A 26,352-nucleotide genomic window follows, 5' to 3' on the forward strand; every position below is an offset into this window, starting at 1 on the left:
CATTCAGCTTGGTCGGAAGCGGGGCAGGGGTCGCCATCGACCACCTTGCGCAGATCGGCCACGATCGGCTCGGCGGCGTCCCGCCCCCAGTTCACATTAATAAGGTGTTTGCCGTTGACGTTCGCGCCGCAGACAAAATCGCCCAGGCGTGTGGCGGACTCATCGGCGATGACGGGGATCTTCATGCCCACCGGTCCGATCGAGCCGGGCTCGCAGCCGGCCGCGAGTTCCACTTCACCCGGCGTGACGAAAACCAGCGGTTTGACGACTTGCGGGAGTTTCACCGCCTTCACTTCATTCAGCTCATGATCGCCGCGCAACACCAGAGCGATCACTCCACCCGTGCCTTTCACGAGCAAGGTTTTGATCGTTTGTTTCGGGTCGACTTTAAGGAATTGGCTGACTTCCTCGATGCTGTGTTTTCCGGGCGTGTCCACGGTCTGCAGCGCCTTGCCGGGCGCCGGGCGCTTGCCCATTGGCGGCAGCGCCTGGGCCATCTCCACGTTGGCGGCGTAATCGCACTTCGGGCAGATGGCAATGGCGTCCTCGCCGGAATCGGCGAGCACGTGGAATTCGTGCGAATTGCTGCCGCCGATGGCGCCGGTGTCGGCCGCGACCGGGCGGAACTCCAGCCCCACGCGGCGGAAGATGCGCGAGTAGGTTTCGTGCATCGCCCGGTAGGTTTCCGCGAGCGAGGCCTCGCTGACATGAAATGAGTATGCGTCCTTCATGAGAAATTCGCGCGCGCGCATGACGCCGAAGCGCGGACGGATCTCGTCGCGGAACTTCATCTGGATCTGGTAGAAATTCGCCGGCAGTTGTCGGTAGCTCTTGATCTCGCGCCGGATCAGGTCCGTGATGACCTCCTCGTGGGTCGGTCCGAGACAGAAGTCGCGCTTATGCCGGTCGGTCAGGCGCAGCAATTCCGGGCCGTACTGATCCCAGCGTCCGGATTCCTGCCACAGTTCCGCCGGCTGCATCGCGGGCATCAGTACCTCCTGGGCGCCGGCGCGGTTCATTTCCTCGCGCACGATGTTCTCGACCTTGCGCAACGCGCGCAGACCGAGCGGCAGCCAGGTGTAGATGCCGGCGGCGAGTTTGCGGATCATGCCGGCGCGCAGCATCAGTTGATGGCTGATGGTTTCGGCCTCGGCTGGGGTTTCGCGGATGGTGGAAAGCAGGAATCGGGAAACGCGCATGGATGTCGTTGTTCTCATTGATCGGAAACGGAGGTGGAGTATAAGTCAGGACGGCGGCGCTCCAAAGTGCCGCGCGTGACGGGAAGTGGCGCCGGCCTTACTTGATATTCAGTGCCTCTTTCACGATCCCGTCGAGCAGATCTTCCACCGCCTTCAACGAGGCCTTCGACGCCTCGGTGCCGACCGGCAGGGGACGGCGATAGCCGACGTACACCGTCTTCGGGTCCAGGGGCAGGGTGTACAGCACGATGATATAAGGACAGAAGACGATGTTGGTCGGGTCGGCCTCCATCATGCGCCGCGAGACCGTGGCCGAACAGAACTGCAGCGACTCGGCCTTACCGTAAACCGTTTTCGTCGTTCCCAGGTCCTTGCCGGTGCGATCCAGCATGGCGCTGATGTGGGAGATATGATCCACTACGAAACCGCGGCCGGTGATCGCGATATTCAGGTCGTCCTTGACGGTGTCGAAGTCGCCCATGGTGGTGTAGAGCTTGAGGTGCGTTGTCTCGGCGGCCACGACCGGCATCGACGTCCCGGCGAGCAGTCCCAGGGAAAGCATCAGTGCAACAATTCGTGTCATTCGTTCTCCGCGACACCATTGAATCGGACGACCCAGTATATCGCAGACACAGACTTCTCCCCCTGTCCAGCTGATCGGGGGAAGAAGTCAAAGCTCCTCGACTAGTTAACGGCGCGATCCGCTGCCCATGCCACCGCCGCCGGAGCCCATGCCACCGCCGCCGGAGCCCATGCCACCGCCGCCAGAGCCCATGCCACCGCCGCCAGAGCCCATGCCACCGCCGCCAGAGCCCATGCCACCGCCCATTCCGCGTGCCGGCGGCTCATCCGGCAGAGTGACGCCTTTTTCCTTGGCACGCGCCTTCATCTGCTCGTGATGTTCCTTGCGGATCTGCTCGCGTTCCTCAGCGGTTTTCGCAGCGCGCATGCGCGTGCCGTACGCGCTGCGCTCCTGCTGGGTCATCAGTTGCGAGCCGTAGATCGGGGTGTCGCGGGCCTGATCCTGCGTCTGCCGGCGATCCTGGTCGCGGGTTTGGTCCTTGTCCGCGGCGATCGCAACCGACGCCATGGCGGGCAGCAGCGCCGCGACCACGGCGGTGTAAATCAATGTGCGTTTCATGACTGTTCTCCTTAACGATTGAATGGAACGGATTCCTTTAGATTCTGCCCATATTAAATACCTATGGGCCGGTAAGTCACTTTGATGCTCGTCAAAATTCCGAATGAACCTGAAGGTAGCTGTCATAACGCATGAGCGTAGGTATGGTGCACAGACTGCGCCGCGACCGATTGCCACGCGCCGGAGACGCGTTGACTTGGGCAACCGCCTGTTCCGCGGCTAGCTGTTTTCCGCCGGCCAGAGCTGAGCCGCGCCGCGCACGCCGGAGCTGTCGCCGTGGACGTGAGGCAGAATTCTCGTGCGCAGTTCATCGTTGGTCGCTCTCGACATCCTGTCTCCCGCGACATTCGCACTTCCCTGTGCATTAAACACGTAGCGCGCCACGCGTTCGCGGCCATCGGTGCACAATCGCGCGATATTCGACATGCCGCCGCCGAGCACGACCACGTCGGGATCGAGGATGTTGATCACCGTCGAAAGCGCGCGCCCGAAACGGTCGAGGTAGCGCTGCATCGCCGCCTCGGCCCGGACGTCGCCCTGTTCGGCGTGCGTGACAATCTGTTTCGCATCGAGCGACGGATCTCCGCCATGCAGCGCGTAGTCGTGCGCGAGCCCGGGTCCGGAAAGCAGTGTTTCAACGCAACCGTGCTTGCCGCAGTAGCACGGCGGGCCATCGGTCTCGAGAACATTGTGCCCCCATTCGCCCGCGATATGCTGCAGGCCCTCGATCAATTGGCCGTTGATGACGATGCCGCCGCCGACGCCCGTCCCCATGATGACGCCAAACACCACGCCGGCGTCTTGTCCCGCGCCGTCGAGTGCTTCCGAAAGCGCGAAGCAGTTGGCGTCGTTGGCGAGGCGAACCGGGCGCGCGAGAATTTTTTCCAGATCATCCTTGAGGGGTTTGCCGTTGAGGCAGACGGTGTTGGAATTCTTGAGGCAACCAGTGCGCGTGGAAATTGCCCCCGGCGTGCCGATGCCTACGTGGCAGGACTGACCGGCTTTTTTCTCGAGATCGAACACCAGCGCGTGGATATTTTTCAGAATGGCATCATAACCGTCGGCCTGCGGTGTGGGGAGGCGCTCGCAGTAAAGCATTTTGCCAGCCTCGTTCATGACGATGCCTTCGGTTTTGGTGCCGCCGAGGTCCAGGCCTATGCGTAACATATTCCTACTCCCCCTCTCCCCCGAAAGGGGGAGGTGAGGCGGAAACAGGCAAAGGTCCGGTGAACCTTTGCCCCGCCGAACGGGCGCACACGATTCTTGTGCGCCCCGGCGGGAATAAGGGGTGAGGGGAGCAAGCCGCGGCAGGGCATAACTTCAATGTTTATTTATCTCAGACCCTGAATCCAGCGGTCGTAGAATTTGTCGGCGACGCCCTGCAGACGTTTGACCCGCCTGTCGAGTTCGGCCGTCATCGCTTGAGGATTCTGGACGGTGGCACACAGCGGCGCGAGATCATCCGTGCCCAGGCGCGCCCACTCGCGCACCATTGCGCCGGTCATCTCGATGTGGCACTGGAAGGCGAGGGTCTTGCCGATAACGAAGGCCTGGTTGGCACAGTCGCTCGAAGCGAGAATGCGCGTCGCACCCGGTGGAATGGAAAAGATCTCGCCGTGCCAGTGAAATACCTCGAATTTCGCGGGCAGCCCGTCGAGCCAGGGTTTTGCCGCGGGGCTGTCCACGCGGCTCACCGGCAACCAGCCGATTTCCTTGACGGGGTTTTTTGTGACCGCCCCGCCGAGCGCCATGCTTATTAATTGCCCGCCAAGGCAATGGCCGAGGACCGGCACATCCGCCGCGACCGCCCGCTGAATGAGCTGCGTCACCCGGGGAATCCACGGCAGCGGGTCGTTGACGCTCATGGGTCCGCCCATGAATACGAGCCCCGAAACGCCGTCTATGCTTGAGGGAATGGGATCGTTCTCATCGATTCGGATCAGACGCCACGGCAGGCGATGACGGCCGAGATAATCGGCCAGGTATCCGGGCCCCTCGTGCGGCGCATGGCGGAAAATCAGGATTTCCTGCATGCGCCGATTGTAGCGTCTGTCATGGGTTTAAGAAATATGGCTATCCGTTTATTCACCGTGAAAGTGATCATGATCGCCGTGCTTATGCTCGGCGCGTCCGGAACCGGCGCGGCGGAAAAGATTTTCCTGCAGGCCTTGTTCAAGGACAAGGCGATCGTCGTCGTCGACGGCGCGCGCCATGTCCTGAAGAGCGGCGAGACGAGCCCCGAAGGGATCAAACTGCTCGCGACCGACACGCAGGAAGAAAAGGCCGAGGTTGAAATCGACGGCAAACGCGAAGTGCTCAGGCTCGGCGTGGTGGTGGCGGGTTTTGACCAGAAAGGAAAGGGGAGTGTGGTGCTCTATCCTGATCACGGCGGACATTTTTTCGCCGACGGATCGATCAACGGCACCTCCGTCCGGTTCATGGTGGACACCGGCGCCACCGTGATCGCGATGAGCAGTGTAATCGCCAAACGCATCGGTATCGATTACATCAGGAACGGCAGCCCTGGCATGGCCAGTACCCCCGCCGGCAACGTGCATACCTATAACTTATCGCTGAATAATGTTCAGGTCGGTGGCATCACTCTATATAACGTGCAAGGAAGCGTCATCGAAGGCAACCATCCGCGGGATGCGCTGCTCGGCATGTCGTTTCTCGGCCAGCTCGACATGAAGCGCGACGGGGAAAAAATGGAGTTGTTCGAGCGTTAGGGGATCACTGATTATATCCGCTAGCGATGAGCCCTCCGAACGGTGAAAAGATCAGAACCGGAAGCCAAGTTTGGCGCTGTAAGAATTTTCCCCAGCGGTTTTGTCCGCTTCAAGGCAGAAATTGACGAGGCCGAGATTGATATTCCCGCCGACGAAGTATTTCCCCTGGGAAAATTCCTCTTTCTTGATGTTGGTGATGCCGACCGGCTCCGAGGTCGTCCAGACCTGTCCTATGCCCGCATAGGGCGTGAAAATCGCGAAGCCTTTGGAGACCAGCAGTTCAAGACCGGTGGTGTGGAAGTCGAGGTTATCGATGCCCGTCAGTTTCGAATAGGTTCCGCGCAGACCGAGCGCCGGCGTTGCCACGCCACCTTCCATTATTGCGTAACGCAATTCCGCTCCCCATAGCGACATGTCGCTGTTTGGCACGGAGCTGTAGAAGGCTCCTACATCGATGCCAAGCGGCAGGCCCTTGTGCAGGTGCAGTTTAGGCACGTACACAGTGCTCGGCACCGAACCCGATGATGCCTGTTCCCATGCGTCCTTGTGTTCCACTTTCGTGGCACTGACTTCGAGGCCGAGGTCAAAGCCCGTGATGCCGAGAGGTTTGGCCGGAATGACGCCCTTGTAGCTGGCCGCGGCGGTCAGATCCTCCGACAGCAGGTGGAACTGCTGCTGGATGAGTTGATTGATCTGGTCGATATTGTCGGCGGCGAATGCCGGCGGTATCGCGGTGAGCAGGATGGCCAGGGAGACGAGCGTGCGTTTCATCGTGATTCTCCTTTTACGCAATTTCGGTTTTCAATGTGATAACGATAGTGAATCGTAACGGCATGCGCGAGGTATAACCTTACCACCGATCTGCCCGATCGTGACGGACGACGGCGGATATGGGCGAATTCATCCCTTACCGCGGCGGAAAAACCTTTTCAGGATTGAGGATCCCCTTGGGATCGAACTGGCGCTTGATCCGGCGCATGAGATCGAGGGTCACGGGATCGATCGCGCGGTTAATATAGTCGCGCTTGGCAATCCCGATGCCATGCTCGCCGGACAACGTGCCGCCGAGTTTCAGCACCAGGTCGAATACCTTCGATACACATGGCAGGGCGTTACGCTCCTGTTGCGGGTCCTGGGTGTCGTAGAGCATATTCACGTGGATATTACCGTTGCCGGCATGCCCGAAGTTGACGATTGCGATGCCGTATTCGCGGGAGAGTTTTTCCAACCCGCCGATCAAATCGGGAATGCGCGAGACCGGCACCACCACGTCCTCGTTGAGTTTGTTGGGGGCGATGTTGCGCAGCGCCGGCGACAGCGCCTTGCGCGTAGCCCACAGCGCCGTCGCTTCTTCCTTGGTATTGGCCGCCGTGAGGTTAAGCAGTCCGTCACCGCGGGCCGCCGCCGAGACGCCGGCCACGATATTGGCCATCGCCGCTTCCGGTCCGTCCATCTCGATGATGAGCAGCGCCCCGGCGCCGCGCGGCAGTTCCGCCGGCGAATAATTCCGGATCATCTCGATCGCTGCCGCGTCCATGAACTCGAGTGCATACGGCGTGACCGGTTGCGCCATGATGCGCGACACCGCTGTGGCCGCCGCGCGCACGTCGGCGTAAACCGCCTGCAGCGTGCGGCGCGATTCGGGTAGCGGCGTGAGCTTCAATGTCGCTTCCGTTACGATGGCGAGCGTGCCTTCCGAGCCGATGATCAGGCGCGTCAGGTCGTAGCCCACGACGCCCTTGGTGGTATAGGTGCCGGTGTGTATCTCCTCACCCTGGCCGGTGACGGCGACGAGTCCCAACACGTTTTCGCGCGTGCTGCCGTATTTCAAGGCGCGCGGTCCGGCGGCGTTCAACGCAATGTTGCCGCCGACGGTGCAGTAGGCGCCGCTCGTGGGATCGGGCGGCCAGAAAAATCCGTGTTCCGCCGCCTTGTCCTGTATCGCCTGATTGAGCACGCCGGGCTCAACGCGCATGACGCGGTTGGCGGGATCCATGTCAACGATGCGATCCATGCGTTCCAGCGACAGCACCAGTCCGCCGCGCAGCGGAACGGCGCTGCCGGTGGTGCCAGTGCCGCGCCCGCGCGCGACGATCGGCACGTTGAATTCGTGGCACAACCGCACTGTTTCCAGCACTTGGGAATGCGTGGTGGCGAACGCCACGACGTCCGGAGGCGCGTGCTTGCGCGAATTGTCCTGGCCGTAGGGCCAGCAGTCGGCGGGGTCGGTCAGTACCTTGTCCGCGCCCAATACGGTCTTGAGCCGGTCCACGAACCCGCCGGGAATATCACTCATAACCGAAGCCCTACTCGCTGTATGCAAATGACAGGACGAACGAGCGAAGCGAGTAGGGCTTCATTATTTCGTCCTATCATATGACGAACGGATGCGCTGGAGGAGATCGGTGGTCGAGCGCTTGAAGCGGAAGGGAATGGAGTGCACCCGGCCACCGTAGCTTGTGACGACGTCGGCGCCGACGATTTTGTCCGGCGTCCAGTCGCCGCCCTTGACCAGATGATCCGGTCGCACCCGCTCGATCAGTGCATGCGGCGTGTCGTCCTCGAACGGCACCACGAGCGACACGCAGCCGAGCGCGGCGAGAATGGCGAGTCGATCGTCGAGGGGGTTCACCGGGCGGCCCCGGCCCTTGTCGAGGCGTCGCACCGAGGCATCGCTGTTCACGCCGACGACCAGGGATTGGCCGAGAGCCGCGGCCTCCTCGAGATAGGACACATGGCCGCGATGCAGGATGTCGAAACAACCATTGGTGAAAACCAGAGGCCGCGCGAGTTCCGCGAGCCGTGCCGGCAGTTGTGCCGCGTCCTTGACGATCTTGCGTTCGCTGGGAGTCAATCGAGATACTCGAACAGCTTGACCACGCGCGTGATGCCGCCGACGGTACGAGTGGCCTCGGCGGCCATGTCGCCTTCCTTCTGTGAGACGAGACCCATCAGATAAACCACGGAATTTTCCGTCACCACTTTGATTTGGTTGGATGGAAGGCCTTCGGTGCCGAGCAATTTGGCCTTGACCTTGCCGGTGATCCAGCCGTCGTGCGTGGTGTAGGCGAAAGCCCTGGGATCGGCGACGCGGATTTCGCTGACGATGCGGCGTATGCCCGGGATCACCTGGATCAGCGTCATCGCCCGGTCGCGCTTGTCTGCGGTCGCGGCTTCACCCGTGAGCAGCACGATGCCGTTCATGCTGGTGATGTTGATGTGGACGTCATCGCCGAAGTCGGGTTCGTCGTTGAGGGCTTTGCGGGCCTTGATCTCGATCGATTCGTCGTCCACGAAGGCGCCGAGGGTGCGGCGTTCGCTGGCGGCGGCCGCGGCGGTTGCGCCGCCGGCGACGATCACCGGCGCGCAGCCCTGCGCGAAGATTACGCTGGCAAAGATAGCCGTGAGAATAAGAGATCGCTGACTCATTTTAAGGAACCTCTGAATATCGCTCTTAACCGCCAAGGTCGCCAAGAAGAAGCATATTGATTAACAAAGAAAAAACTTGGCGTTCTTGGCGTCTTGGCGGTTTAACATGAATTAATCAGACCTTCCTTAACCCTGCCCGAGAAGCTGGTAGTCGATGAGGTCGCACAGGCAATGGATGACGATGCCGTGCACTTCCTGAATGCGCGCCGTGGAGGAGCCCGGCACGCAGATGTTGACGTCGTTGCCCGTGAGCACGGTGGACATTTCACCGCCCTCGCGTCCGTTCAGCGCCACACAGACGATGCCGCGCTCGTGCGCCGTTTCCACCGCGCGGATCACGTTGCGCGAGTTGCCGGAGGTGGTGATGCCGAGCAGTACGTCGCCCGCCTGGCCGAGCGCGCGCAGCTGTTTGGAGAAGACGTCATCGAAATGGTAGTCGTTGCCGATGGCGGTGATCGTCGAGGTGTCGGTGGTGAGTGAGATGCACGGCAGGCCGGGCCGCTCGCGCTCGAAGCGGTTCAGCAATTCGGCCGAAAAATGCTGTGCGTCCGCGGCCGAGCCGCCGTTGCCGCAGACGAGAATCTTGCGGTCCGAGAGCAGGGCCTGGATCATGTGCGCGGCCGCCTGCGCGATGAACGGCGCCAGCACTTCCATGCAGTTGCGCGTGGTCAGGAGGCTTTCCTGAAAGATGTTCTTGACGCGCGTCACGAGGACGGTGGAATCGGGCGCGGTTTGAAGATTGCTCTTGGCCATGTGGCATCCTTGATTAACAAACCCAAACAAAATTAAAAAAGCGGGCCACAGCGTACACGGAGTTCACAGAGCAAAAATATGTCTTTTCTATCTCTGTGTGCCCTGTGATCTCTGTGGCAAAGTTTTTGACTTTCATTCTGATATAAGTTCAAAAAACGTTGCGTAACCAACGAAAGTCGCCACCTTCGCCTTCTCCGGTTAGCGCTACGATATCAAAACGGCAGGCTTTCTTGGAGGCCCGCGGCGTATTCTGCAGGTAGTGTTCCGCGGTGGCGCGCAGCCGGGCCTGCTTGCGGGCATCCACGGTTTCGGCCGGTGTGCCGAAATCATCCGATGAACGGTAACGTACCTCGACGAATACCAGGGTGTCGCGTTCCTGCATGACGAGATCGATCTCCCCGAAGGGGCTGCGGTAATTGCGGGTCGTGAGCGCGAGCCCCGCCTGCTGCAGGCGGGCGCAGGCGATGTCTTCCGCCTTACGACCGCGAATGAGATTTATCGGGGAGCCCGGTACCATTTAAGGAAGCCCTACTCGCTTTGCTCGTTCGTCTTGCCATAAACCCTCACCCTCATTAGGTTTCCGCCAGGGTGCGCGAGAATCTTGCGCCCCCGTTCGACGGCACGAATGCACGTTAAGTGCATTCGTGACAGCCCCGTCTCACCTCCCGCCTTCGCGGGAGAGGGAGGCGAGCCGGATGCGCTTCGCGCATGCTCATTTAGACTGGAAGCCCTACTTGCTTTGCTCGTTCGTCTTGTCATAAGACTGTATCTCGAATTGCCCCTTGTATTTCAGGAAAGTGTCCACGAGTTTCGGCACGCCGCGGTTGAACCGGGCCCACAGCAGTTGTCGCTGCAGGCGGCCGCTGCGGTCGAGCGACAACCCGCTGGTGACGCCGCTGAAGCGGGCGCCCGGTTCCGTGTTGATGCGGCCCAGGTGCGGGAGGATCGCGTAGCTGTCCATGCCGAGCGCGTACAGACGGTCGAGGTCGCTATGAACGAACGGCCAGTTTTGCTGCACCTTCTGGCGCAGCTCCTGGATCCGGCCGTCGCCGACCAGCATCCACGGCATGTCGCCGAAAACGATGCCGTCGAGATCCACGTCTTGCACGGCGTCGCCCGCGCCGGTGAAGATGTGCGAGGTCGAGTACACCGGCACGCGCGCGGCGTGATAAAAGTTGAGCTGCGGCTTGATGAGCCGCCCATGCTTGGCGTCGGTGGCGATGAAGATGTAGTCGATGTCCTGCCGCGCGCGCGAATCGAATTGCAGTTTCTGCCCGGCGATTTTTTCAATCAGGCCCTTGCGCGCCTCGCTCTGGATGATGTTGAGCAGATGCTTGATGGGGTCGGAGTAGTCGACGTCCAGTTCATTGTAGGATTGGCTGGCGACCACGGTGCCGCCGAGGCGCTGCCAGTGATTGGCCCAGGCCGTCATCATGCGTTCGCCCCACGGCGTTTTCGGATAGAGCACGGCGGCCTGCCGGCGGCCGTCGAGGTAGGCGCGTTCGGCCACCTGCTGCGCTTCCTGCTCCGGCGGCAGGCCGAATTCGAACAGGTACTTGCTGGCCGTGCCCGGGTCGATGTCGGTATGGTTGAGCATCAGGGTGGGTACCTTGATGCTCGCCTGTTTCAGGATGGCCTCCGCGGCTTCGCGCCCCAGTGGCCCGACCACGAACTGCGCGCCTTCGTCGATCGCCTGGGCGTAGATATCGGGTATTTTCGCGGGGTCCGGGCCGGTGTCGTAGATCCTGATTTTGGGCTTGTCCGGATTGGTGTTGGCGGCGTCCATGGCCATGAACCCATCGCGCACCGCCTGTGCCGCAGTCGAATACCCGGAGGAGAGCGGCAGCAGCAGGGCGATGCGTTCGATGCGCCCGGAAATTCCCGGGGTCGGACTCATGAGCGTGCCGAATATCGTTTCGTTCGCGGGATGGGTGGGGTGGGCTATTTTCCATTGATCGAGCGCGGCCTGGAGCGACAAGGTCTGGCCGGCGTTTTCCGCGGTAATCAGGGCGAGCTCGATCCAGCCGGACAGCACCGGGTCGCGGGCGATGTTGAATTCGGTCTTGAGCCGCTCGCGCGGCATCGACACCAGAATTTTCCACAACTGTTTCTGGTTTTCGGCCACGGCCTCCCGGCCTGCGATATATTGCTCGCGACCGATGAGGTTGCGCACCGCGCCGACGGGATTGTCGAGCGCCAGCTCGGCTTGCGCGCGCACGCTGTTGATTTCGGAGAGCAGCGCGGGGCTCAGATTACGCAGCCGGCCGGCTTCGTCCAGCTGCCGGATGCCCTTCTCGAACCCGCCCTCGGTTAGATCGATGCGCGCCTGCAGGATGCGCTTGCGCGCCGTGAACGAGCTGTCGAGCGCCGCGACGTTGATCAGGTCGATCTGACCGCGCGCCTCGCGCAGCTGCCCGGCCTTGAGGAAGTTGTCCACCGCCCGGAGCTGGAAGTCCTGTTGCTGCGCGGGCAGGGCGATTTCCGCCAGGCGCGTGTACTCGCGCGCGGCGATCAGGAAATCACCGCTGCGCTCGGCCTTTTCCGCCAGGTCCACGCTCACCGGCGCCGCCGCCGGCGCGACGCGCGCCGTCTCGCAGCCGGCGAGGAGCGCGGTACATATTATAGGAATAGCCAGCCAGCGGATGGGTTTCATGCGGTTTCCTGTTTAGAATGCGCGAAAGTATCGAATCGGGGATTTTAGTGTCAAACGCAGGCACGCTTTATGTGGTGGCCACGCCGATCGGCAACCTCGAGGACATGACGCCGCGGGCGATCCGCATCCTGTCGGAGGTCGACCTGATCGCCGCCGAGGACACGCGCCACAGCGGCAAGTTGCTCAAGCATTTCGGTATTGAAGCCAAGACAGAAGCCCTCCATGAGCATAACGAGCGCAGCCAGGTTCCCAGGCTTATCGAAATTTTGCAGGCCGGTAAGTCTATCGCATTTATCACCGACGCGGGAACCCCGCTCGTGAGCGACCCGGGCTTTCATCTGGTGCGATCCGCCCGACAGGCGGGCCTCAGCGTGATACCCGTGCCCGGCGCCTGCGCCGCGATCGCGGCGCTGTCCGCCGCCGGACTTCCTTCCGACCGTTTTGTTTTCGAGGGGTTCCCCCCGGCCAAATCCGCCGCGCGCCGCGCGGTGTTCGAGAAGCTGCGCGAGGAAGCCCGCACGCTGATTTTCTACGAAAGCCCGCACCGCATCCTCGAAAGCCTCAAGGAGATGACCGAGATTTTCGGGCCCGGACGCGAGGCGGTACTGGCGCGCGAACTGACCAAGCAGTTTGAAACCGTGCGTAACGGCACGCTGACGGAACTGTCCGAATGGGTCAACCGCGATCCCCACCAGCAGCTCGGCGAGTTCGTGATCCTCATTCATGGCGTGCCGCGCGCCGAGCGGGAAGCCGTGGACGAAGAGGCCGAACGCGTTCTCAGGATTCTGCTCGAGGAACTTCCCGTGAGCCAGGCCGCGGCGCTGGCGGCGAAAGTCACCGGCCTCAAGAAAAACCGGCTGTATGAGTACGCGCTGAATCTCAAGGGCGAGCGGTGATAAATAATGGCTCTATTGACATCGTGCGGGTAAAACCGCTTGGCGGGGCAGTTAATGTGTTATGCCGCGCGGGGGCGTGACCGGGTGATGACGCTGAGATAGTGAACGCTGAAGAGGTGCGCCGCGTCCAGCCAGACCTGGCGCGGTTGCAGGCCGGCGCGGCGTGCCAGCGCGTGGAACTCCGCCACCGAGTACTTGTATGAATTCTCGGTGTGAATGGTTTCGCCCGGTTCGAATCGGAAACGCCGGCCAAGAACGCGGATTTCCTGGGCGCGGCGGCTGACCAGATGCATTTCAATCCGCCCGTGCATCGCATTGTAGAATGCGCGGTGCTGGAAATTTTTCGGGTCGAGTTCGGCGTTGAGTTCGGCGCGCAGTCGCTCCAGCAGATTGAGATTGAACGCCGCGGTGACGCCCTGGCCGTCGTTGTAAGCAGCATGCAACACCTTCGGGTCTTTCTTCAGGTCGACGCCGATCACCAGCGCGCCGTCAGGCTGCACCAGACGTCGCACGCGTTGCAGAAACGCCAGCGCCTCGTGCGGTTCGAAATTGCCGATGGTCGAGCCGGGAAAGAACACCAGCCGGCGCCCGCTGCCGGCGGGATCGGGCAAATCGAAATCCTGTGCGAAATCGGCGCAGGCCGCGTGCACCTCGAGCCACGGATAGTCATGCGCCAGGCGTTGCACCGATTCCCGCAGAAATTCCCGCGAGATGTCGATGCCAAGATAGTGACGCGGCCGCAGGGCCTCGAGCAGCAGGCGTATTTTCTTGCTCGCCCCGCTGCCCAGTTCGATCAGTGTGCAGTCCGCGCCGGCGAGCCGCGCCACTTCTGGTGCGCAGGATTCCAGTATCCCCATCTCGGTGCGCGTGAGGTAATACTCCGGCAGTTCGCAGATGGCGTCGAACAGCCGCGAGCCGCGTTCGTCGTAGAAGAATTTCGGCGCTATCCGCTTGGGCCGCGACGCGAGTCCCTGCAGCACCTCCTCCTGCATGGTCGCGGGCGACGGGCGATCGTCGTGGAAACGGACCGGACGCAGTCTCATCGATTGTCCGCCAGGCGGATGCCGGAGAATTGCCAGCGGTCGGCGGGGTAGAAAAAGTTGCGGTAGCTGGCGCGGATGTGAACCGTGGGCGTAACGCAGGAACCGCCGCGCAGCACCAGCTGGTTCACCATGAACTTGCCGTTGTACTCTCCGAGCGCGCCCGGCGCCGGCCGGTAACCGGGATAGGGCGCGTACGGGCTCGCGGTCCACTCCCACGCATCGCCGAAGAGTTGCGCCGGTTCCGCGCCGGGCGAAACCGGGACGGGATGCAGATAGCCCGACTCGCGCAGATTGCCGTGCACGCGCTGTGGCTGCGCGACGGCTTCCCATTCCGCCTCGGTCGGCAGACGTTTGCCGGCCCAGCGCGCGTAGGCGTCGGCCTCGTAGAAGCTCACGTGACACACCGGTTCGTGCTCGTTCAACGGCCGTGTGCCCGCGAGCGTGAACAGTTGCCAACGCCCGTCCAATTTTTCCCAGTACAGCGGCGCCTGCCACTGACGCTCGCGAGCGGTGCGAAAACCGTCCGCCAGCCAGTATTCGGACCGCGCATAACCGCCGGCCATGAGGAACTCGAGGTACTCGCCATTGGTGACCAGGCGCGAGGCGAGCGTATACGGTGCGAGCAAGGCACGATGACGCGGGCCTTCGTTGTCGAAGGCAAAGCCCGTGCCGTCGTGTCCGATATCCATCGTGCCGCCGGCTTGTTCGATCCATGTCAGCGCCGTGCCGGCGCCGGTTGGGGCGGCGGGGAGATCCTCGCGATAGGCCGGCTTCAGCGGATTGATGGCAAAGTTGTATTTGATATCCGTCAGGAACAGTTCCTGATGTTGTTCCTCATGGTGGCAGCCGAGTGTCGCGCGCGCCGCCACCTCGGGCCAGTGTTCCTGTCCCACGGTGGCGAGCAGCGAAACCATCGCCTCGTCCACCCGCGCGCGATAGCGGAAGACTTCCTCCACCGTCGGACGCGACAGCAGACCGCGACTCGCGCGCGGGAACGGGACACCGACCTGATCATAATAAGAGTTGAACAGATGCTCGAACTGCGGATGAAACGGACGGTAACCGGGGAGAAAGGCTTTGAGCAGGAAGGTCTCGAAGAACCAGCTCGTGTGCGCGAGGTGCCACTTGGCCGGACTCGCATCGGGCATGGCCTGCAGGCCGTAATCGTCCGGCGCGAGCGGCCGGCTGAGCACCTCGCTCACGCGTCGCACGGCGGTGTAGCGCGTCGCCAGACTGTCCCGTGATACAGTAATCCCGCGTGCTGAATCCCGGGCCTGTGACCTACCGCGAACGAGCATCATTCTGTCGCTCCCTGCTGGTCGAACCGGAATTGAAACATACTGGCGTGGGAATTCAAACGCCGAATGTCGGTCATACGGACAACATCCACATCGTTTGGAAGGGTAATTTATGATGACAGGACGAAATAATGAAGCCCTACTCGCTGCGCTCATTCGTCCTGTCATTTGATTAGAGCGAGTAGGGCTTCATTATTTCGTCCTGTCTGATTAAAGCGAATATGGCTCCATTATCGACGAAGGCAATCTGGAACGGAGCGGTGCTGGCCGAAAGCGACGCGTGCCGGATCGTCGAGGGCCATTATTATTTCCCGCCCGAGGCGGTGAAACGCGAACACCTGCGCCCGAGCAGGAAACACGCGACCTGCTCCTGGAAAGGCGTCGCGAGTTATTATGACGTCGTGGTCAACGGCAAGGTGAACTGCCAAGCCGCGTGGTGTTACCTGCAGACCTCCGCGGAGGCGCGACATATCCAGCGTTACATCGCATTCTGGCACGGCGTAGAAATTTTTCCGTAAATGCCGCCACGAATCTGCATCAGGACTCGATCGACGGATAATCGACAAAAACCCTCGTGTCCGAAGCATGGGCCCCGACACTGGCTGTATAATAATAGGCCTGACTTGCGGCATCGGCGACAATGGCCGTAGGATGTCAACCATGGATCACCGAGACCGGGAGAGGCCTGATTCTGCTTCCCGCAATGCTATGAGCTATTTCACGTGCCCGGATTGAAACAATCCGACGATGTCATGGTTTCAGAAGGACCGAAATCGACGCGTCAATGGCTTATTTCCTGACATTTCTTGTCCCGGATGGTGAAAGTTTGATCTGGCGCAATGTCGCGCGGGTGTATATTCCGCTACAACAAAACAAATAGCTGTTCCTGAAAATAACTGACCGTAAAACGTGAGGTAATTATGGCAAACGGTGAACGCGCCCTGGACGGGGCACTGCACTTTTCAGACCGGGAAGACGTCCGGGAGAAACTGTTCAAGCGGGTATGGACCCAGGAATTAAACGATGTGTTCGCTGACGTGGCCAAGTATTACGACCGCGCGAACTACGTCGCGAGTCTGGGGTTGTGGAACAAGTTCCGCGCCAGTTTTCTCGCGACCATCGATCTGCAAAGCGGTCAAAGAGCGCTGGATGTCTGCGCCGGCACCAACGCGGTCGGCATTGCCATGCTGCGCAAGCAGCCCGATCTCAAGGTCTGCGCCATGGACCGCAGCGCGGCGATGCAGGAAGTCGGCCGCCAACTGGCGGAACGGGAAGGCTTTCGCATCGAAAGCGTTATCGGCGACGTGCACAAGCTGCCTTTCCCCGACAACCATTTCGACGTGGTGACGCTGCAATGGGCGTCACGGCATTTGCGCATCATGGACGTGTCCCGGGAGATCAGGCGTGTATTGAAGCCGGGCGGGTATTTTTATCACTGCGACATGCTGCGCCCTGGCAGCAAGCTGGTCGAGCGCGCGTACTACGCCTATCTGCGGGTCAGCCTGTCGGTGACGGCGGTGTTGTTTCAGAGCGGCGCGACGGCGCGCAACTGCAAGAAATACTTTATCGACGCGCTGAGCCTGTTCTACTCGGCCGAGGAACTGTCGCAATTGCTGCGGCATCTGGGCTATGAAAACGTTTCGAGCAAAACCCTGCTGGGCGGGATGATCGGATTTCACAAGGCGATGAAGCCTTAGTTCCGCCGGTCCGGGCGACGGTCGTGGATAAGGTCCGCGTCCTGTGCGCCATGAGCGGCGCGATGATGCAGGAGTTCAGCACGCGCACCGCCGCGCGCCTGGGGGATTACACGCTGTTCAGGCTGCTGCTGCCGGCGTTCCGGGCGTTTCTCGATATCAACGTCAGGAAGGAAATCGAGAAGGATCGCCTCGTGATCATGCGCGCGGCCGACGCGCGGCGCGCGGGCAGCGCGCCGCAGGAAGCGGACATCCAGCGGCTGTTGCAACAGGCGCGCGAGATCGATCAGAAGTTTCTGCAACAGGCCACCGTGTTTCCCGTCAGCATTCACATCGAATACCGCGATATTGAACAGTTCCGTCGGCGCCGGATCGAGCGGCAGCTCGAGCTGGCCGGACGTATGCTCGCGCAATGGGAAGTGACGCCGCGGTTCCGTGCGGCGGTCGCGCAACTGTATTCCCGCGTGGAGTTCGAACCCCTGTTGCGCGAGATCCTGGAGCTTTACAGCGCTGAAACCAAAATGCTGAGCCGCTCGGTACACATTCCCCAGATTTTCAATTTTGCCCGGGACTCGCTGTCTGAAACCGTTCATAGCGTCATGGTCAGCGTTGCCAAGAACCTCGCCGGCGAACTCACGCACAAGCTGTACCGGCGCGCGCGCTCGTCTTAGCGGCAATACTCGCGGCTGACCTATACCGGTAGTCCGGGAATCATGTCAGCGAGTCGTCATTTAACCCCCATCGTACTAATATCCAATATCCTCGAATGAAGCGATCGGGGGCGCTCGCTTGCGCGACCGTCCGCACGTTTGCGGCATGCGTCGGATCGCAGGCGCAGGCAGGAGTTTTCGTTGATAAACTTGATCGCGTTTCCGTGCGTTTACGGGTCGCGTGCGCACCAATTCAAGAGGAATACGATGCAAACGAGGCGAACACGGTGGATGCTGGCCATCATGCTAGGACTGATAGGTCTGATGGAACTTGCTGGATGCAGCGGAGAAACCGCGGGCGTAAAAGCGCAGGAAATATCCACGACGATGAACCAGGAAAAAATAGACCCTGCGTTACTGATGACCATTCATGAATCAGAGCTGACGGAAAAACCGGCACAGACGATTGAGGTTCTTATCCGGACCAGAGGGGAAATCAATGCCAAACAGCGTGATGTCCTCGAAAAGGAGGGGGCCATGATCGGTTCCGTCATGGGCGATATCCTGACCGCACGAATTCCGGTGCCTGCCGTTTCCAGGATCGCGAGTTTGGAATTCGTCGTCCACGTGGAAATGTCCAGGAAACAACGTTTGCGCTAGGCAACATTGACTGGTGACGGATACGCGATGACCTACCCTAAGCAGCTCGGCGTTGTTTTAGCGGCAATCCTGTCGCTATTGGCCGGCAGCGTTTCCGCTGACACCAAGCTCGATCCCATGCTGGTACTGCTTGCGCAAAGAGCGGCGGACCCGACACTGGCGCATAACCGCGGCGTATTGAAATCGCAGGCCGCCGGCACTGAACCCTTGGTGGGAACGATCCTTAAATTTCAGGGAGATCTTTCTGGCGTGGAATCCCTGGGAGGACAAATCCGGTCCGTGATAGGCGATGTCGCTACCGTGGACATACCTCTCGGGAGTCTCGACGCACTCTCGCAACTGCCGAACATAGTCTACGTCGAAGCCGCGAAACGCGCGAAGCACCGCCTCGACGTCAGTGTCCCGGCCACCGGGGCGAACAATTTGCGCAGTGGCACGGCCCCGAACTGGACCGGATCCACCGGGCGAGGCGTGGTTATTGGCATCGTCGATACAGGCATCGATCTCAATCACACCGATTTCAAGGATGCCACCGGCAAAACGCGCGTTCTCTATCTCTGGGATCAGACGACCGGTGGAACGCCACCCAGCCCCACTCCCCCTTATAACTACGGCAACGAATGCACCAAGGCCAGGATCGACGCCGGCGGTTGTCCCGAAACCGATACCGAGGGTCATGGCACCCACATCGCGGGTATCGCCGCCGGTAACGGTTCGGCAACCGGAAACGGCCAGCCGGCTTACCGCTACGTGGGCATGGCGCCGGAAGCTGACGTGATCATCGTCAATACGACCGGTTTCACGGATAAAATTCTGGACGGCATCAGTTACGTGCAGCAAAAAGCCGCGGCTTTGGGGAAGCCGTCGGTCATTAATCTCAGTCTGGGTCAACACGTGGACCCGCACGATGGCACGTCAGCATATGAGCATGCACTCGACAATGCTTCCGGTACCGGAAAGGCTATCGTCTGCGCCGCTGGCAATGAGGCGAATGCCAGCATCCATGCCAGCGGAACCGTCACCCAGGGCGGCTCTACTACAGTGGGATTTACAATTCCAACGGGCGACACGTCCGAGACTTTGGATATCTGGTATGCCGGCGCGGATCAGATGGGGATTTCGTTGAGCAGTGGCAGTTGCTCCACCACAGTGGTTAACCCGGGCAATACATCGTTTTCGTCTCAGACAGCTTGTGGTCTTATTCTGATCGTCTCCACGGGTGTGGTTGCCGATAATGGTGATCGGGAAATAAGGGTTGATCTGCAGAACGGAAATAGCTCGTTGACAACGGGCGCATGGAACCTCGTTCTTCATGGCAATAGCATCGTCACCAGCGGGAGGTTCGATGCATGGATCGACGACAATAACAACGCCACATTTACCAGCCATGCCGACTCAAGCATCACTTTGCTTGACTGTGCCACGGCGACCAAACCGATTTCGGTTGCCGCATACGACACCAAGACCACCTTCACCAGTCAGTCGGGGTCGATGTTTTATCCTGGCGAAACGCAGGGAAACATTTCTTCTTTCAGCAGCCGTGGCCCGCGGCGGCAGTGCAGTAGCTGTTCCACGCCGCCGCAAAAGCCGGAGATTGCTGCTCCGGGGCTGGGAATCATGTCGGCTTATTCGGCCAATACCACGCCCGCGGCGTCAGGTAGCGAGCTTGATTTGGATGGCGTCCATGCCATCAAGGCAGGTACCAGCATGGCTGCCCCGCATGTCACGGGCGCGGTGGCGCTGCTCTTCGAAGCCGGGCCGACCTTTTCGTCCGATCAAATAAAAAGTTTTATTACTGGAAATGCTGCTACGGACGCATTCACCGGCACGGTACCTAATAATACGTGGGGCTACGGAAAGTTGGATGTCAATGCGGCCAACGCCGCTCTTCTGGGCACGCCCCCACCTCCGCCGCCTTCAGCTTCATCCTCGGGCGGGGGCGGAGGTGGGGGCGGCGGATGCTTCATCGCCACGGCGGCCTACGGCAGCCCGATGGCGGATGAAGTCATGGTGTTGAGGGAATTTCGGGACCGACATTTGCTGACGAATACGCCCGGCAGGGCCTTCGTGAATTTTTATTACCGTCACTCACCACCGATCGCGGACTTCATCCGGGAACATGAGACAATGAGAGTCTTCACCCGCCTGAGTCTCTGGCCCGTGGTTTATTCTATTAAATATCCGCCGGCCGCTGTGGGATTTACGCTGCTGGGCGGCTTCACCGTTTTTGGCTTGCGCCACGCAAAAAAATCGTCTGTCCGCATTTAACCGGAATCAACCGCTCCCATGCCCTTGCTGCGCCTCGATAAGGTTTCCCTGGCTTATGGCCATCGTCCGTTGCTGGAACAGGCGAAGCTCGAAATACGCCGCGGTGAACGGGTGTGCCTGGTGGGGCGCAATGGCGAGGGCAAGTCGTCGCTGATTCGCCTGTTGAGTGGCGCAGCCCTGCCCGATGACGGCAAGATCTGGATTCGCCCCGGCACGCGCATCGCGCACCTGGCGCAGGAAGTCAGCCCCGACAGCGATGAATCCGTGTTCGATATCGTGGCCGGCGGACTGGCCGAACTGGGCAAGCTGATATCGCAATACCACCATACCGCCGCGGAACTCGCGCACGCGCATACACCGGCCCTGACACAGCGCCTGGCGCAATTGCAGCACGAACTCGAAGCCGGCGATGGCTGGCGCCTGGAGCAACGCGTGGAAATGGTGCTGTCGCGCCTCGGTCTGGACGGTGACGTCAGCATGCATGCGCTTTCCGGCGGCTGGCGCCGGCGCGTGATGCTGGCGCGCGCCCTGGTGTGCGAACCGGACTTGCTGCTGCTCGACGAACCGACCAATCATCTGGACATCGAGGCCATCACCTGGCTGGAAGAATTCCTCGCGGACTATCCGGGCGCGTTGCTGTTCGTCAGCCACGATCGCGCGTTTCTCAAGCGCCTCGCCACGCGCATCATCGAGCTCGATCGCGGCGCGCTCACCTCCTGGCCCGGGAGCTACGATGACTACGTGCGCCGCAAGCAAGCCCAGCTGGCCGTGGAAGCGCAGCACAACGCGCTGTTCGACAAGAAGCTCTCCCAGGAGGAGGCGTGGATACGTCAGGGAGTCAAAGCGCGCCGCACGCGCAATGAAGGACGGGTGCGCGCGCTCGAAGCTCTGCGTGAAGAACGCCGCCAGCGCCTCAACCGCGCCGGCAAGGTGGAACTGAAACTGGAAGAGGGCAAGCAGTCCGGCCAGCTGGTGTTCGAAGCCGAGCACGTCGATTTCAGTTTCGGCGACATTGTCGTGATAAAAGATTTCTCGGTGCGCGTCATGCGCGGCGACCGCATCGGCATCGTCGGCCCCAACGGCGCCGGCAAATCCACGCTGATCAAGCTGCTGCTGGGCGAATTGACCCCGACGCGCGGGCAGCTGCGCCGCGGCACCAAACTCCAGGTCGCGTACTTCGATCAGCAGCGCGCGCCGCTCGACCCCGATGTGACGGTCATGGACAGCGTCGGCGCCGGCAGTCAGACCGTGACCATCAACGGCCGCAGCCAGCATGTCGCCGGTTACCTGCAGAATTTCCTGTTTCCCCCGGAACGGCTGCGGTCCCCGGTGAGCACGCTCTCCGGCGGCGAGCGCAACCGCCTGCTGCTGGCGCGATTGTTCGCGCAGCCGGCCAATCTGCTGGTGATGGACGAACCAACCAACGACCTGGATGTGGAGACGCTCGAACTGCTGGAAGAGTTGCTGCTCGAATATCAAGGCACCTTGCTGCTGGTGAGCCACGACCGCGCGTTCCTGGATAACGCGGTCACGAGCACGTTGGTGTTCGAAGGTGATGGCCGGATCGGCGAATACGTCGGCGGTTATACCGATTGGCTGCGGCAACGGCGGAACCCGGCCGCACCCGGGACCGAAGCGCCGCGCGCCAAAACACCATCACCCGCGCCCGCCGCGGAAAAGCGCGACACCAAATCCCGCAAGCTTTCTTATAAGGAACAGCGTGAACTCGAAACACTGCCCGCCAAGATCGAGTCGCTCGAGGCGGAACAGACGAGATTACGATCCGCCGTCAGTGCCCCCGCGTTTTACCAGCAGGGCGCCAATGAAATCACGACCACCCTGACGCGCCTGGAAGCGATCACGAAGCAGCTCGAAACCTGTTATGCCCGTTGGGAAGCGCTGGAGTCGCCGCAGACGGCGGCGGACGGATAGCGGATGCCATCACCGGCACGAATAGGAATGCCGTAGACCTCGCTCCTGGCGCGGGTTGGCGCAGCGCATGTAATAGGAAGTCGTCACGTCGCGGCTGCGCGAGGCGTAGCTGCACACCACCGACTCGCCGCGCGAGGGTGCCGAGCCGACCAGCTTGAGTTGCACCCGCTTTCTTGGTTCGGCTTTTGCGTTCATTCTTTGCGGCAGGCTGTTGTCGTCCACTTCGATCCAGACATTGACCGTGGCAGTGCACTTCACCGTGGACGGTCGGTAGTGCGGTGGTGCGGATCTGGTTTCGGGGCTCGGTTCCGTTACCGCCGGTGGGTCGGCGGCGTAGACATCCAACCCGATGGCGACCATCGCGATACCTATATATAGTGTCAAGCGCATGTGACCTCCCTATCCATTCTTTTTCAGCCTAGCCGATAGGTCTGGATGAGCAAGCACGGCAATCCGTTATTCCCACCAAATGCCTGTCCTCGATATGATCAGGAATATTAAGAGCCGGATACCGTTGAATAGCATCCCTAATTCCGCGAGGATGACCGAATGAACGAGCGATTGACGGAGCTGGAAGTGCGCGTGGCGTTTCAGGACCAGACCATCCAGGACCTGAACGAGGTGGTCACGCGCCAGCAGCGGGAGATCGATCGCCTGGTGAAGGAACTCGAAGCGGTGAAATCCCTGCTGGCCGGCCTCGCTCCTTCGATGGTCATCCCGCCGGAGGACGAAAAACCGCCTCCGCATTACTAGCGCACCGAATAAGCTCACGCGCAACGCGCATACCTATATATAACAGTTTCATCCACTTTCCCCGCAATCCCTGCTACAATATATCCATCGGCGCACCCCGGTCTGCACCGATCCCTTCGCGGTCATCCATCTCGGTTCACCTCGAACAACTTCAACTTTACTAGGTAGCGCCTAGACCGGCCCAAGCTTTTTGGGTAGGCCATCCAGGAGCAACCATTCCTTATGTCATTTTCCAGTCTCGGCCTGTCGGCCGAATTACTCCGTGCTGTGTCCGAAAAGGGCTATACCCAAGCCACCCCCATTCAGTTGCAGTCCATCCCCGTCATTCTCGAGGGGCGCGACATTCTCGCCGGCGCGCAGACCGGCACCGGCAAGACCGCCGGCTTCACGCTGCCGCTGCTGCAACGCCTGAACGCGCAGCCACAGGGCGCGCATCGCGCGATCCGCGCGCTCATTCTCACGCCCACGCGTGAACTGGCCGCGCAGGTGGAGGAGAGCGTGCGTGTCTATGGCAAACACGTGCCGCTCAAGTCCACCGTGGTCTTCGGCGGCGTCGGCATCCATCCCCAGATCGATATACTGCGCCGCGGCGTGGATATTCTCGTCGCGACGCCGGGACGTCTGCTCGACCACGTCGGCCAGAGGACCGTGGATCTGTCCCACGTCGAAATCCTGGTGCTGGACGAGGCCGACCGCATGCTCGACATGGGCTTCATCCGCGATATCCGCAAGATCCTCGCGCTGCTGCCCAAAAAGCGCCAGAACCTGTTGTTCTCCGCTACGTTCTCCGACGAGATCAAGCAGCTCGCCGACGGCCTGCTGAATGCGCCCGTGCTGATCGAGGTGGAGCGCCACAAAATCGCCGCCGAACTCGTGTCACAGGTGGTGCATCCGGTGGACCGCGCGCGCAAGCGCGAACTGTTGGCGCATCTGATTCATTCGCAAGGTTGGAAGCAGGTGCTGGTGTTCACTCGCACCAAGCACGGCGCCAATCGTCTGGCCGATCAGCTGGAGGATGACGGCATCAGCACTTCCGCCATCCACGGCAACAAGAGTCAGAGTGCGCGCACCAAGGCCCTGGCGGATTTCAAGAAGGGCGAGGTGCGGGTGCTGGTAGCGACCGACATCGCCGCGCGCGGGCTCGACATCGACCAGTTGCCGCACGTCGTGAACTACGAACTGCCCAACGTACCGGAGGATTACGTGCACCGTATCGGCCGCACCGGCCGCGCCGGCAAAGAGGGCGAGGCGTTGTCGCTGGTGTGCGTGGACGAGCACGATTTCCTGCGCGACATCGAGCGTCTGCTCAGGCGCGATATCCCGAAGGTCGTGATTCCGGGCTTCGAGCCAAACCTGTCGATCAAGGCCGAGCCGATCAGTCATGGGCGCGGCCAGCGCGGCGGAAGGCCGCAGGGCTCGCGCCAGGGCGGCGATCATCGCCGTGACCAGCGGCCGCCATCCCCTTCGCATGCCCGCGCCGGTGGCCAACGACCGCATTCGAACTCCCATGCTCGAGACGGCGCGCAACGCCCGCCATCACATTCATACGCTCGTACCGGTGCCCAGCGTCCGCATTCGAATCCGAATCCACATCCCCGCGCCGCGAGCCAGCATCCGCATGCGCGCCCTGTTGCCGAGGATCATGGCAATAGCCATGACCCGCGCGCCGAGGTGGACGGCAACCGGCGGACTTCGGAAAACACCGGCAATTCGCAACGCCGCCTCGATCGCTACGATGCGCCGCAGAGGTCGCATCAGCCGGCAACGCATTCCGTCCCGGTGGTTACCAAGAAGCCTGCCCACCACCACGCCAAGCGCGAGGTGCCGGCCTTGTTCGAAGGCGGCAGTAAGCGCGGGGATTGAACGCTATCTGAAAGGAAGGTTTGATTGATTCCTCCGTACATGGTGAGCCCTTCGACTTCGCTCAAGACAGGCCTGTCGAACCATGAACGGAGGACATCGGGAAATCAGTACGTTGCGTCAGTCGCCCTTCGACAAGCCTGTCCTGAGCACGTTCGTACTTCGACAAGCTCAATACGAACGGGTCGAAGCCTGCGGTGAGCCTGTCGAACCGGGCTCAGGGCGAACGGAATTAATCAGAGATAACTTAAACTTAAGGGATCTGAAAATTACGTTCATCAGAATTCCCTTATATTTAATATTGGCCCGGCGGCCCGGGGTTCCGGCACCCATCCGTTTTTCATCACGCGAAATTTTCATCTCTTAAATATTTATAAATAATATTTATAAATAAACCTGAAAATCCACGTCGCTGAAGAGGCGGGTGTTCATTGCTTTTTGTTGACTGCGGGTATAGGGTATTTCAGTTGCAAAATGGTGTTTAAATTCGGGGAGACGTAACAACCGACGGATAGGAGAAATGCCATGCTATCTGTATCCAGACGTCAGTTTCTCAAACTCAGTGCCGCCGGACTCAGCGCCTCGAGCCTCGCGATATTGGGATTCTCGCCTAACCAAGTTCTCGCCGAGGTACGCCAGTACAAGCTGGCACGCGCCACGGAGACACGCAACACCTGTCCGTACTGCGCGGTCGGTTGCGGCATCCTCATGTACAGCCTCGGTGACAAGGCCAAGAATTCTCCGGCCGAGATCATTCACATCGAGGGCGATCCGGATCATCCGGTGAATCGCGGCACGCTCTGCCCCAAGGGCGCGGGCCTGCTCGATTTCGTGCACAGCCCCAACCGGCTCAAATACCCGGAATACCGCGCACCCGGCTCGGACAAGTTCGTGCGCATCTCCTGGGACGATGCTTTCGACCGTATCGCGCGTCTCATGAAGAACGATCGCGACAAGAATTTCATCGCGAAGAACGCCGACGGCGCCACGGTAAACCGATGGCTCAGCACGGGCTTTCTCGCGGCCTCGGCCTCGAGCAACGAGGCCGGCTATCTCACGCACAAAGTCGTCCGCAGTCTCGGGATACTGGCATTCGATAATCAGGCACGCGTCTGACACGGCCCCACGGTGGCAAGTCTTGCCCCGACATTCGGCCGCGGTGCGATGACCAATCACTGGGTTGACATCAAGAATGCCAACCTGGTTCTGATCATGGGCGGCAACGCCGCCGAGGCGCACCCGTGCGGCTTCAAGTGGGTGACCGAGGCCAAGGCGCATAACAAGGCCAAGCTGATCGTCGTCGATCCGCGCTTCACGCGCTCGGCGGCGGTGGCCGACTATTACGCCCCGGTGCGCGCCGGCAGCGACATCGCGTTCCTGGCCGGCGTCATCAA

Annotated in this window: 26 protein-coding genes; 11 read left to right on the forward strand and 15 right to left on the reverse strand. The window is 60.9% G+C overall.

Annotated elements, in window-relative coordinates; translation table 11 throughout:
- From ACC569_RS07380 to ACC569_RS07400, 5 genes are all read right to left on the reverse strand, one after another.
- Positions 1–1,199 (reverse strand): proline--tRNA ligase (locus ACC569_RS07380; protein WP_372522866.1); only part of this gene is annotated, 1,199 nt, incomplete at its 3' end.
- A gap of 97 nt (positions 1,200–1,296) precedes the next feature.
- Complete coding sequence (locus tag ACC569_RS07385) at positions 1,297–1,782, reverse strand: DUF302 domain-containing protein (RefSeq protein ID WP_372522867.1); 486 nt, start codon at positions 1,780–1,782, stop codon at positions 1,297–1,299.
- A gap of 105 nt (positions 1,783–1,887) precedes the next feature.
- Complete coding sequence (locus ACC569_RS07390; RefSeq protein ID WP_372522868.1) at positions 1,888–2,340, reverse strand: hypothetical protein; 453 nt, start codon at positions 2,338–2,340, stop codon at positions 1,888–1,890.
- 219 nt (positions 2,341–2,559) lie between these two features.
- Positions 2,560–3,507, reverse strand: coding sequence for an ROK family protein (locus ACC569_RS07395; protein ID WP_372522869.1), 948 nt, complete (start codon positions 3,505–3,507; stop codon positions 2,560–2,562).
- Between the two features lie 164 nt (positions 3,508–3,671).
- Positions 3,672–4,373 (reverse strand): type 1 glutamine amidotransferase, encoded by a 702-nt coding sequence (locus ACC569_RS07400; RefSeq protein ID WP_372522870.1) that lies wholly within the window; start codon positions 4,371–4,373, stop codon positions 3,672–3,674.
- 36 nt (positions 4,374–4,409) lie between these two features.
- On the opposite strand from ACC569_RS07400, the gene ACC569_RS07405 reads away from it, so the two are divergent.
- Positions 4,410–5,069, forward strand: a complete 660-nt coding sequence (locus tag ACC569_RS07405; RefSeq protein ID WP_372522871.1) for a TIGR02281 family clan AA aspartic protease — start codon at positions 4,410–4,412, stop codon at positions 5,067–5,069.
- Between the two features lie 51 nt (positions 5,070–5,120).
- Here ACC569_RS07405 and ACC569_RS07410 read toward each other — a convergent pair whose 3' ends face one another.
- The 7 genes from ACC569_RS07410 to ACC569_RS07440 form a co-directional block, all read right to left on the reverse strand.
- Positions 5,121–5,840, reverse strand: a complete 720-nt coding sequence (locus ACC569_RS07410) for a hypothetical protein (protein ID WP_372522872.1) — start codon at positions 5,838–5,840, stop codon at positions 5,121–5,123.
- 136 nt (positions 5,841–5,976) lie between these two features.
- A complete protein-coding gene (locus tag ACC569_RS07415; RefSeq protein ID WP_372522873.1) occupies positions 5,977–7,365 on the reverse strand; it encodes an FAD-binding oxidoreductase in 1,389 nt (462 codons plus the stop codon).
- Positions 7,366–7,428: 63 nt separating this feature from the next.
- Positions 7,429–7,923, reverse strand: coding sequence for a D-glycero-beta-D-manno-heptose 1-phosphate adenylyltransferase (gene rfaE2, locus ACC569_RS07420; RefSeq protein ID WP_372522874.1), 495 nt, complete (start codon positions 7,921–7,923; stop codon positions 7,429–7,431).
- The gene (locus ACC569_RS07425) at positions 7,920–8,498 is read right to left on the reverse strand and encodes a BON domain-containing protein (protein WP_372522875.1); all 579 of its coding nucleotides are present in this window, start codon (positions 8,496–8,498) and stop codon (positions 7,920–7,922) included. Before ACC569_RS07425 ends, rfaE2 begins: the two co-directional genes overlap by 4 nt.
- A 126-nt stretch (positions 8,499–8,624) precedes the next feature.
- Positions 8,625–9,251, reverse strand: coding sequence for a phosphoheptose isomerase (locus tag ACC569_RS07430; RefSeq protein WP_372522876.1), 627 nt, complete (start codon positions 9,249–9,251; stop codon positions 8,625–8,627).
- 148 nt (positions 9,252–9,399) lie between these two features.
- Positions 9,400–9,768, reverse strand: a complete 369-nt coding sequence (locus ACC569_RS07435; protein WP_372522877.1) for a YraN family protein — start codon at positions 9,766–9,768, stop codon at positions 9,400–9,402.
- Between the two features lie 213 nt (positions 9,769–9,981).
- Positions 9,982–11,904, reverse strand: coding sequence for a penicillin-binding protein activator (locus ACC569_RS07440; RefSeq protein ID WP_372522878.1), 1,923 nt, complete (start codon positions 11,902–11,904; stop codon positions 9,982–9,984).
- A 17-nt stretch (positions 11,905–11,921) separates the two neighbouring features.
- On the opposite strand from ACC569_RS07440, the gene rsmI reads away from it, so the two are divergent.
- The gene (gene rsmI, locus ACC569_RS07445) at positions 11,922–12,800 is read left to right on the forward strand and encodes a 16S rRNA (cytidine(1402)-2'-O)-methyltransferase (protein WP_372522879.1); all 879 of its coding nucleotides are present in this window, start codon (positions 11,922–11,924) and stop codon (positions 12,798–12,800) included.
- A gap of 59 nt (positions 12,801–12,859) precedes the next feature.
- Here the strand turns inward: rsmI and egtD are convergent, their stop codons facing one another.
- The gene (gene egtD / locus ACC569_RS07450; protein WP_372522880.1) at positions 12,860–13,843 is read right to left on the reverse strand and encodes an L-histidine N(alpha)-methyltransferase; all 984 of its coding nucleotides are present in this window, start codon (positions 13,841–13,843) and stop codon (positions 12,860–12,862) included.
- Positions 13,840–15,144 carry an ergothioneine biosynthesis protein EgtB gene (gene egtB / locus ACC569_RS07455; RefSeq protein ID WP_372522881.1) on the reverse strand — a complete coding sequence of 435 codons (1,305 nt, stop codon included), beginning with the start codon at positions 15,142–15,144 and terminating at the stop codon, positions 13,840–13,842. Before egtB ends, egtD begins: the two co-directional genes overlap by 4 nt.
- Positions 15,145–15,362: 218 nt before the next feature.
- Between egtB and ACC569_RS07460 the strand changes: the two genes are divergently transcribed.
- The 6 genes from ACC569_RS07460 (at position 15,363) to ACC569_RS07485 (ending at position 22,345) form a co-directional block, all read left to right on the forward strand.
- A complete protein-coding gene (locus tag ACC569_RS07460) occupies positions 15,363–15,659 on the forward strand; it encodes a DUF427 domain-containing protein (protein WP_372522882.1) in 297 nt (98 codons plus the stop codon).
- A 402-nt stretch (positions 15,660–16,061) separates the two neighbouring features.
- Positions 16,062–16,838 (forward strand): class I SAM-dependent methyltransferase, encoded by a 777-nt coding sequence (locus ACC569_RS07465; RefSeq protein WP_372522883.1) that lies wholly within the window; start codon positions 16,062–16,064, stop codon positions 16,836–16,838.
- A gap of 23 nt (positions 16,839–16,861) precedes the next feature.
- A complete protein-coding gene (locus tag ACC569_RS07470) occupies positions 16,862–17,506 on the forward strand; it encodes a hypothetical protein (protein ID WP_372522884.1) in 645 nt (214 codons plus the stop codon).
- Between the two features lie 270 nt (positions 17,507–17,776).
- On the forward strand, positions 17,777–18,145 hold the full coding sequence (locus tag ACC569_RS07475; protein WP_372522885.1) for a hypothetical protein: 369 nt from the start codon (positions 17,777–17,779) through the stop codon (positions 18,143–18,145).
- 27 nt (positions 18,146–18,172) lie between these two features.
- Positions 18,173–20,413: a S8 family peptidase gene (locus tag ACC569_RS07480; RefSeq protein WP_372522886.1), complete on the forward strand. Its 2,241-nt coding sequence runs from the start codon at positions 18,173–18,175 to the stop codon at positions 20,411–20,413.
- A gap of 18 nt (positions 20,414–20,431) precedes the next feature.
- Positions 20,432–22,345, forward strand: coding sequence for an ATP-binding cassette domain-containing protein (locus ACC569_RS07485; protein ID WP_372522887.1), 1,914 nt, complete (start codon positions 20,432–20,434; stop codon positions 22,343–22,345).
- A gap of 9 nt (positions 22,346–22,354) precedes the next feature.
- Here the strand turns inward: ACC569_RS07485 and ACC569_RS07490 are convergent, their stop codons facing one another.
- Positions 22,355–22,735: a hypothetical protein gene (locus ACC569_RS07490; protein ID WP_372522888.1), complete on the reverse strand. Its 381-nt coding sequence runs from the start codon at positions 22,733–22,735 to the stop codon at positions 22,355–22,357.
- A 159-nt stretch (positions 22,736–22,894) separates the two neighbouring features.
- On the opposite strand from ACC569_RS07490, the gene ACC569_RS07495 reads away from it, so the two are divergent.
- The 3 genes from ACC569_RS07495 to ACC569_RS07505 all read left to right on the forward strand — a co-directional run.
- Complete coding sequence (locus tag ACC569_RS07495; protein ID WP_372522889.1) at positions 22,895–23,098, forward strand: SlyX family protein; 204 nt, start codon at positions 22,895–22,897, stop codon at positions 23,096–23,098.
- Between the two features lie 222 nt (positions 23,099–23,320).
- A complete protein-coding gene (locus tag ACC569_RS07500; protein WP_372522890.1) occupies positions 23,321–24,961 on the forward strand; it encodes a DEAD/DEAH box helicase in 1,641 nt (546 codons plus the stop codon).
- A 522-nt stretch (positions 24,962–25,483) separates the two neighbouring features.
- Positions 25,484–26,352: molybdopterin-dependent oxidoreductase (locus ACC569_RS07505; protein ID WP_372522891.1), on the forward strand; the 869-nt coding region annotated here is incomplete at its 3' end.

It is taken from the genome of Sulfuricaulis sp., assembly GCF_041499725.1.
Taxonomy (GTDB): domain Bacteria; phylum Pseudomonadota; class Gammaproteobacteria; order Acidiferrobacterales; family Sulfurifustaceae; genus Sulfuricaulis.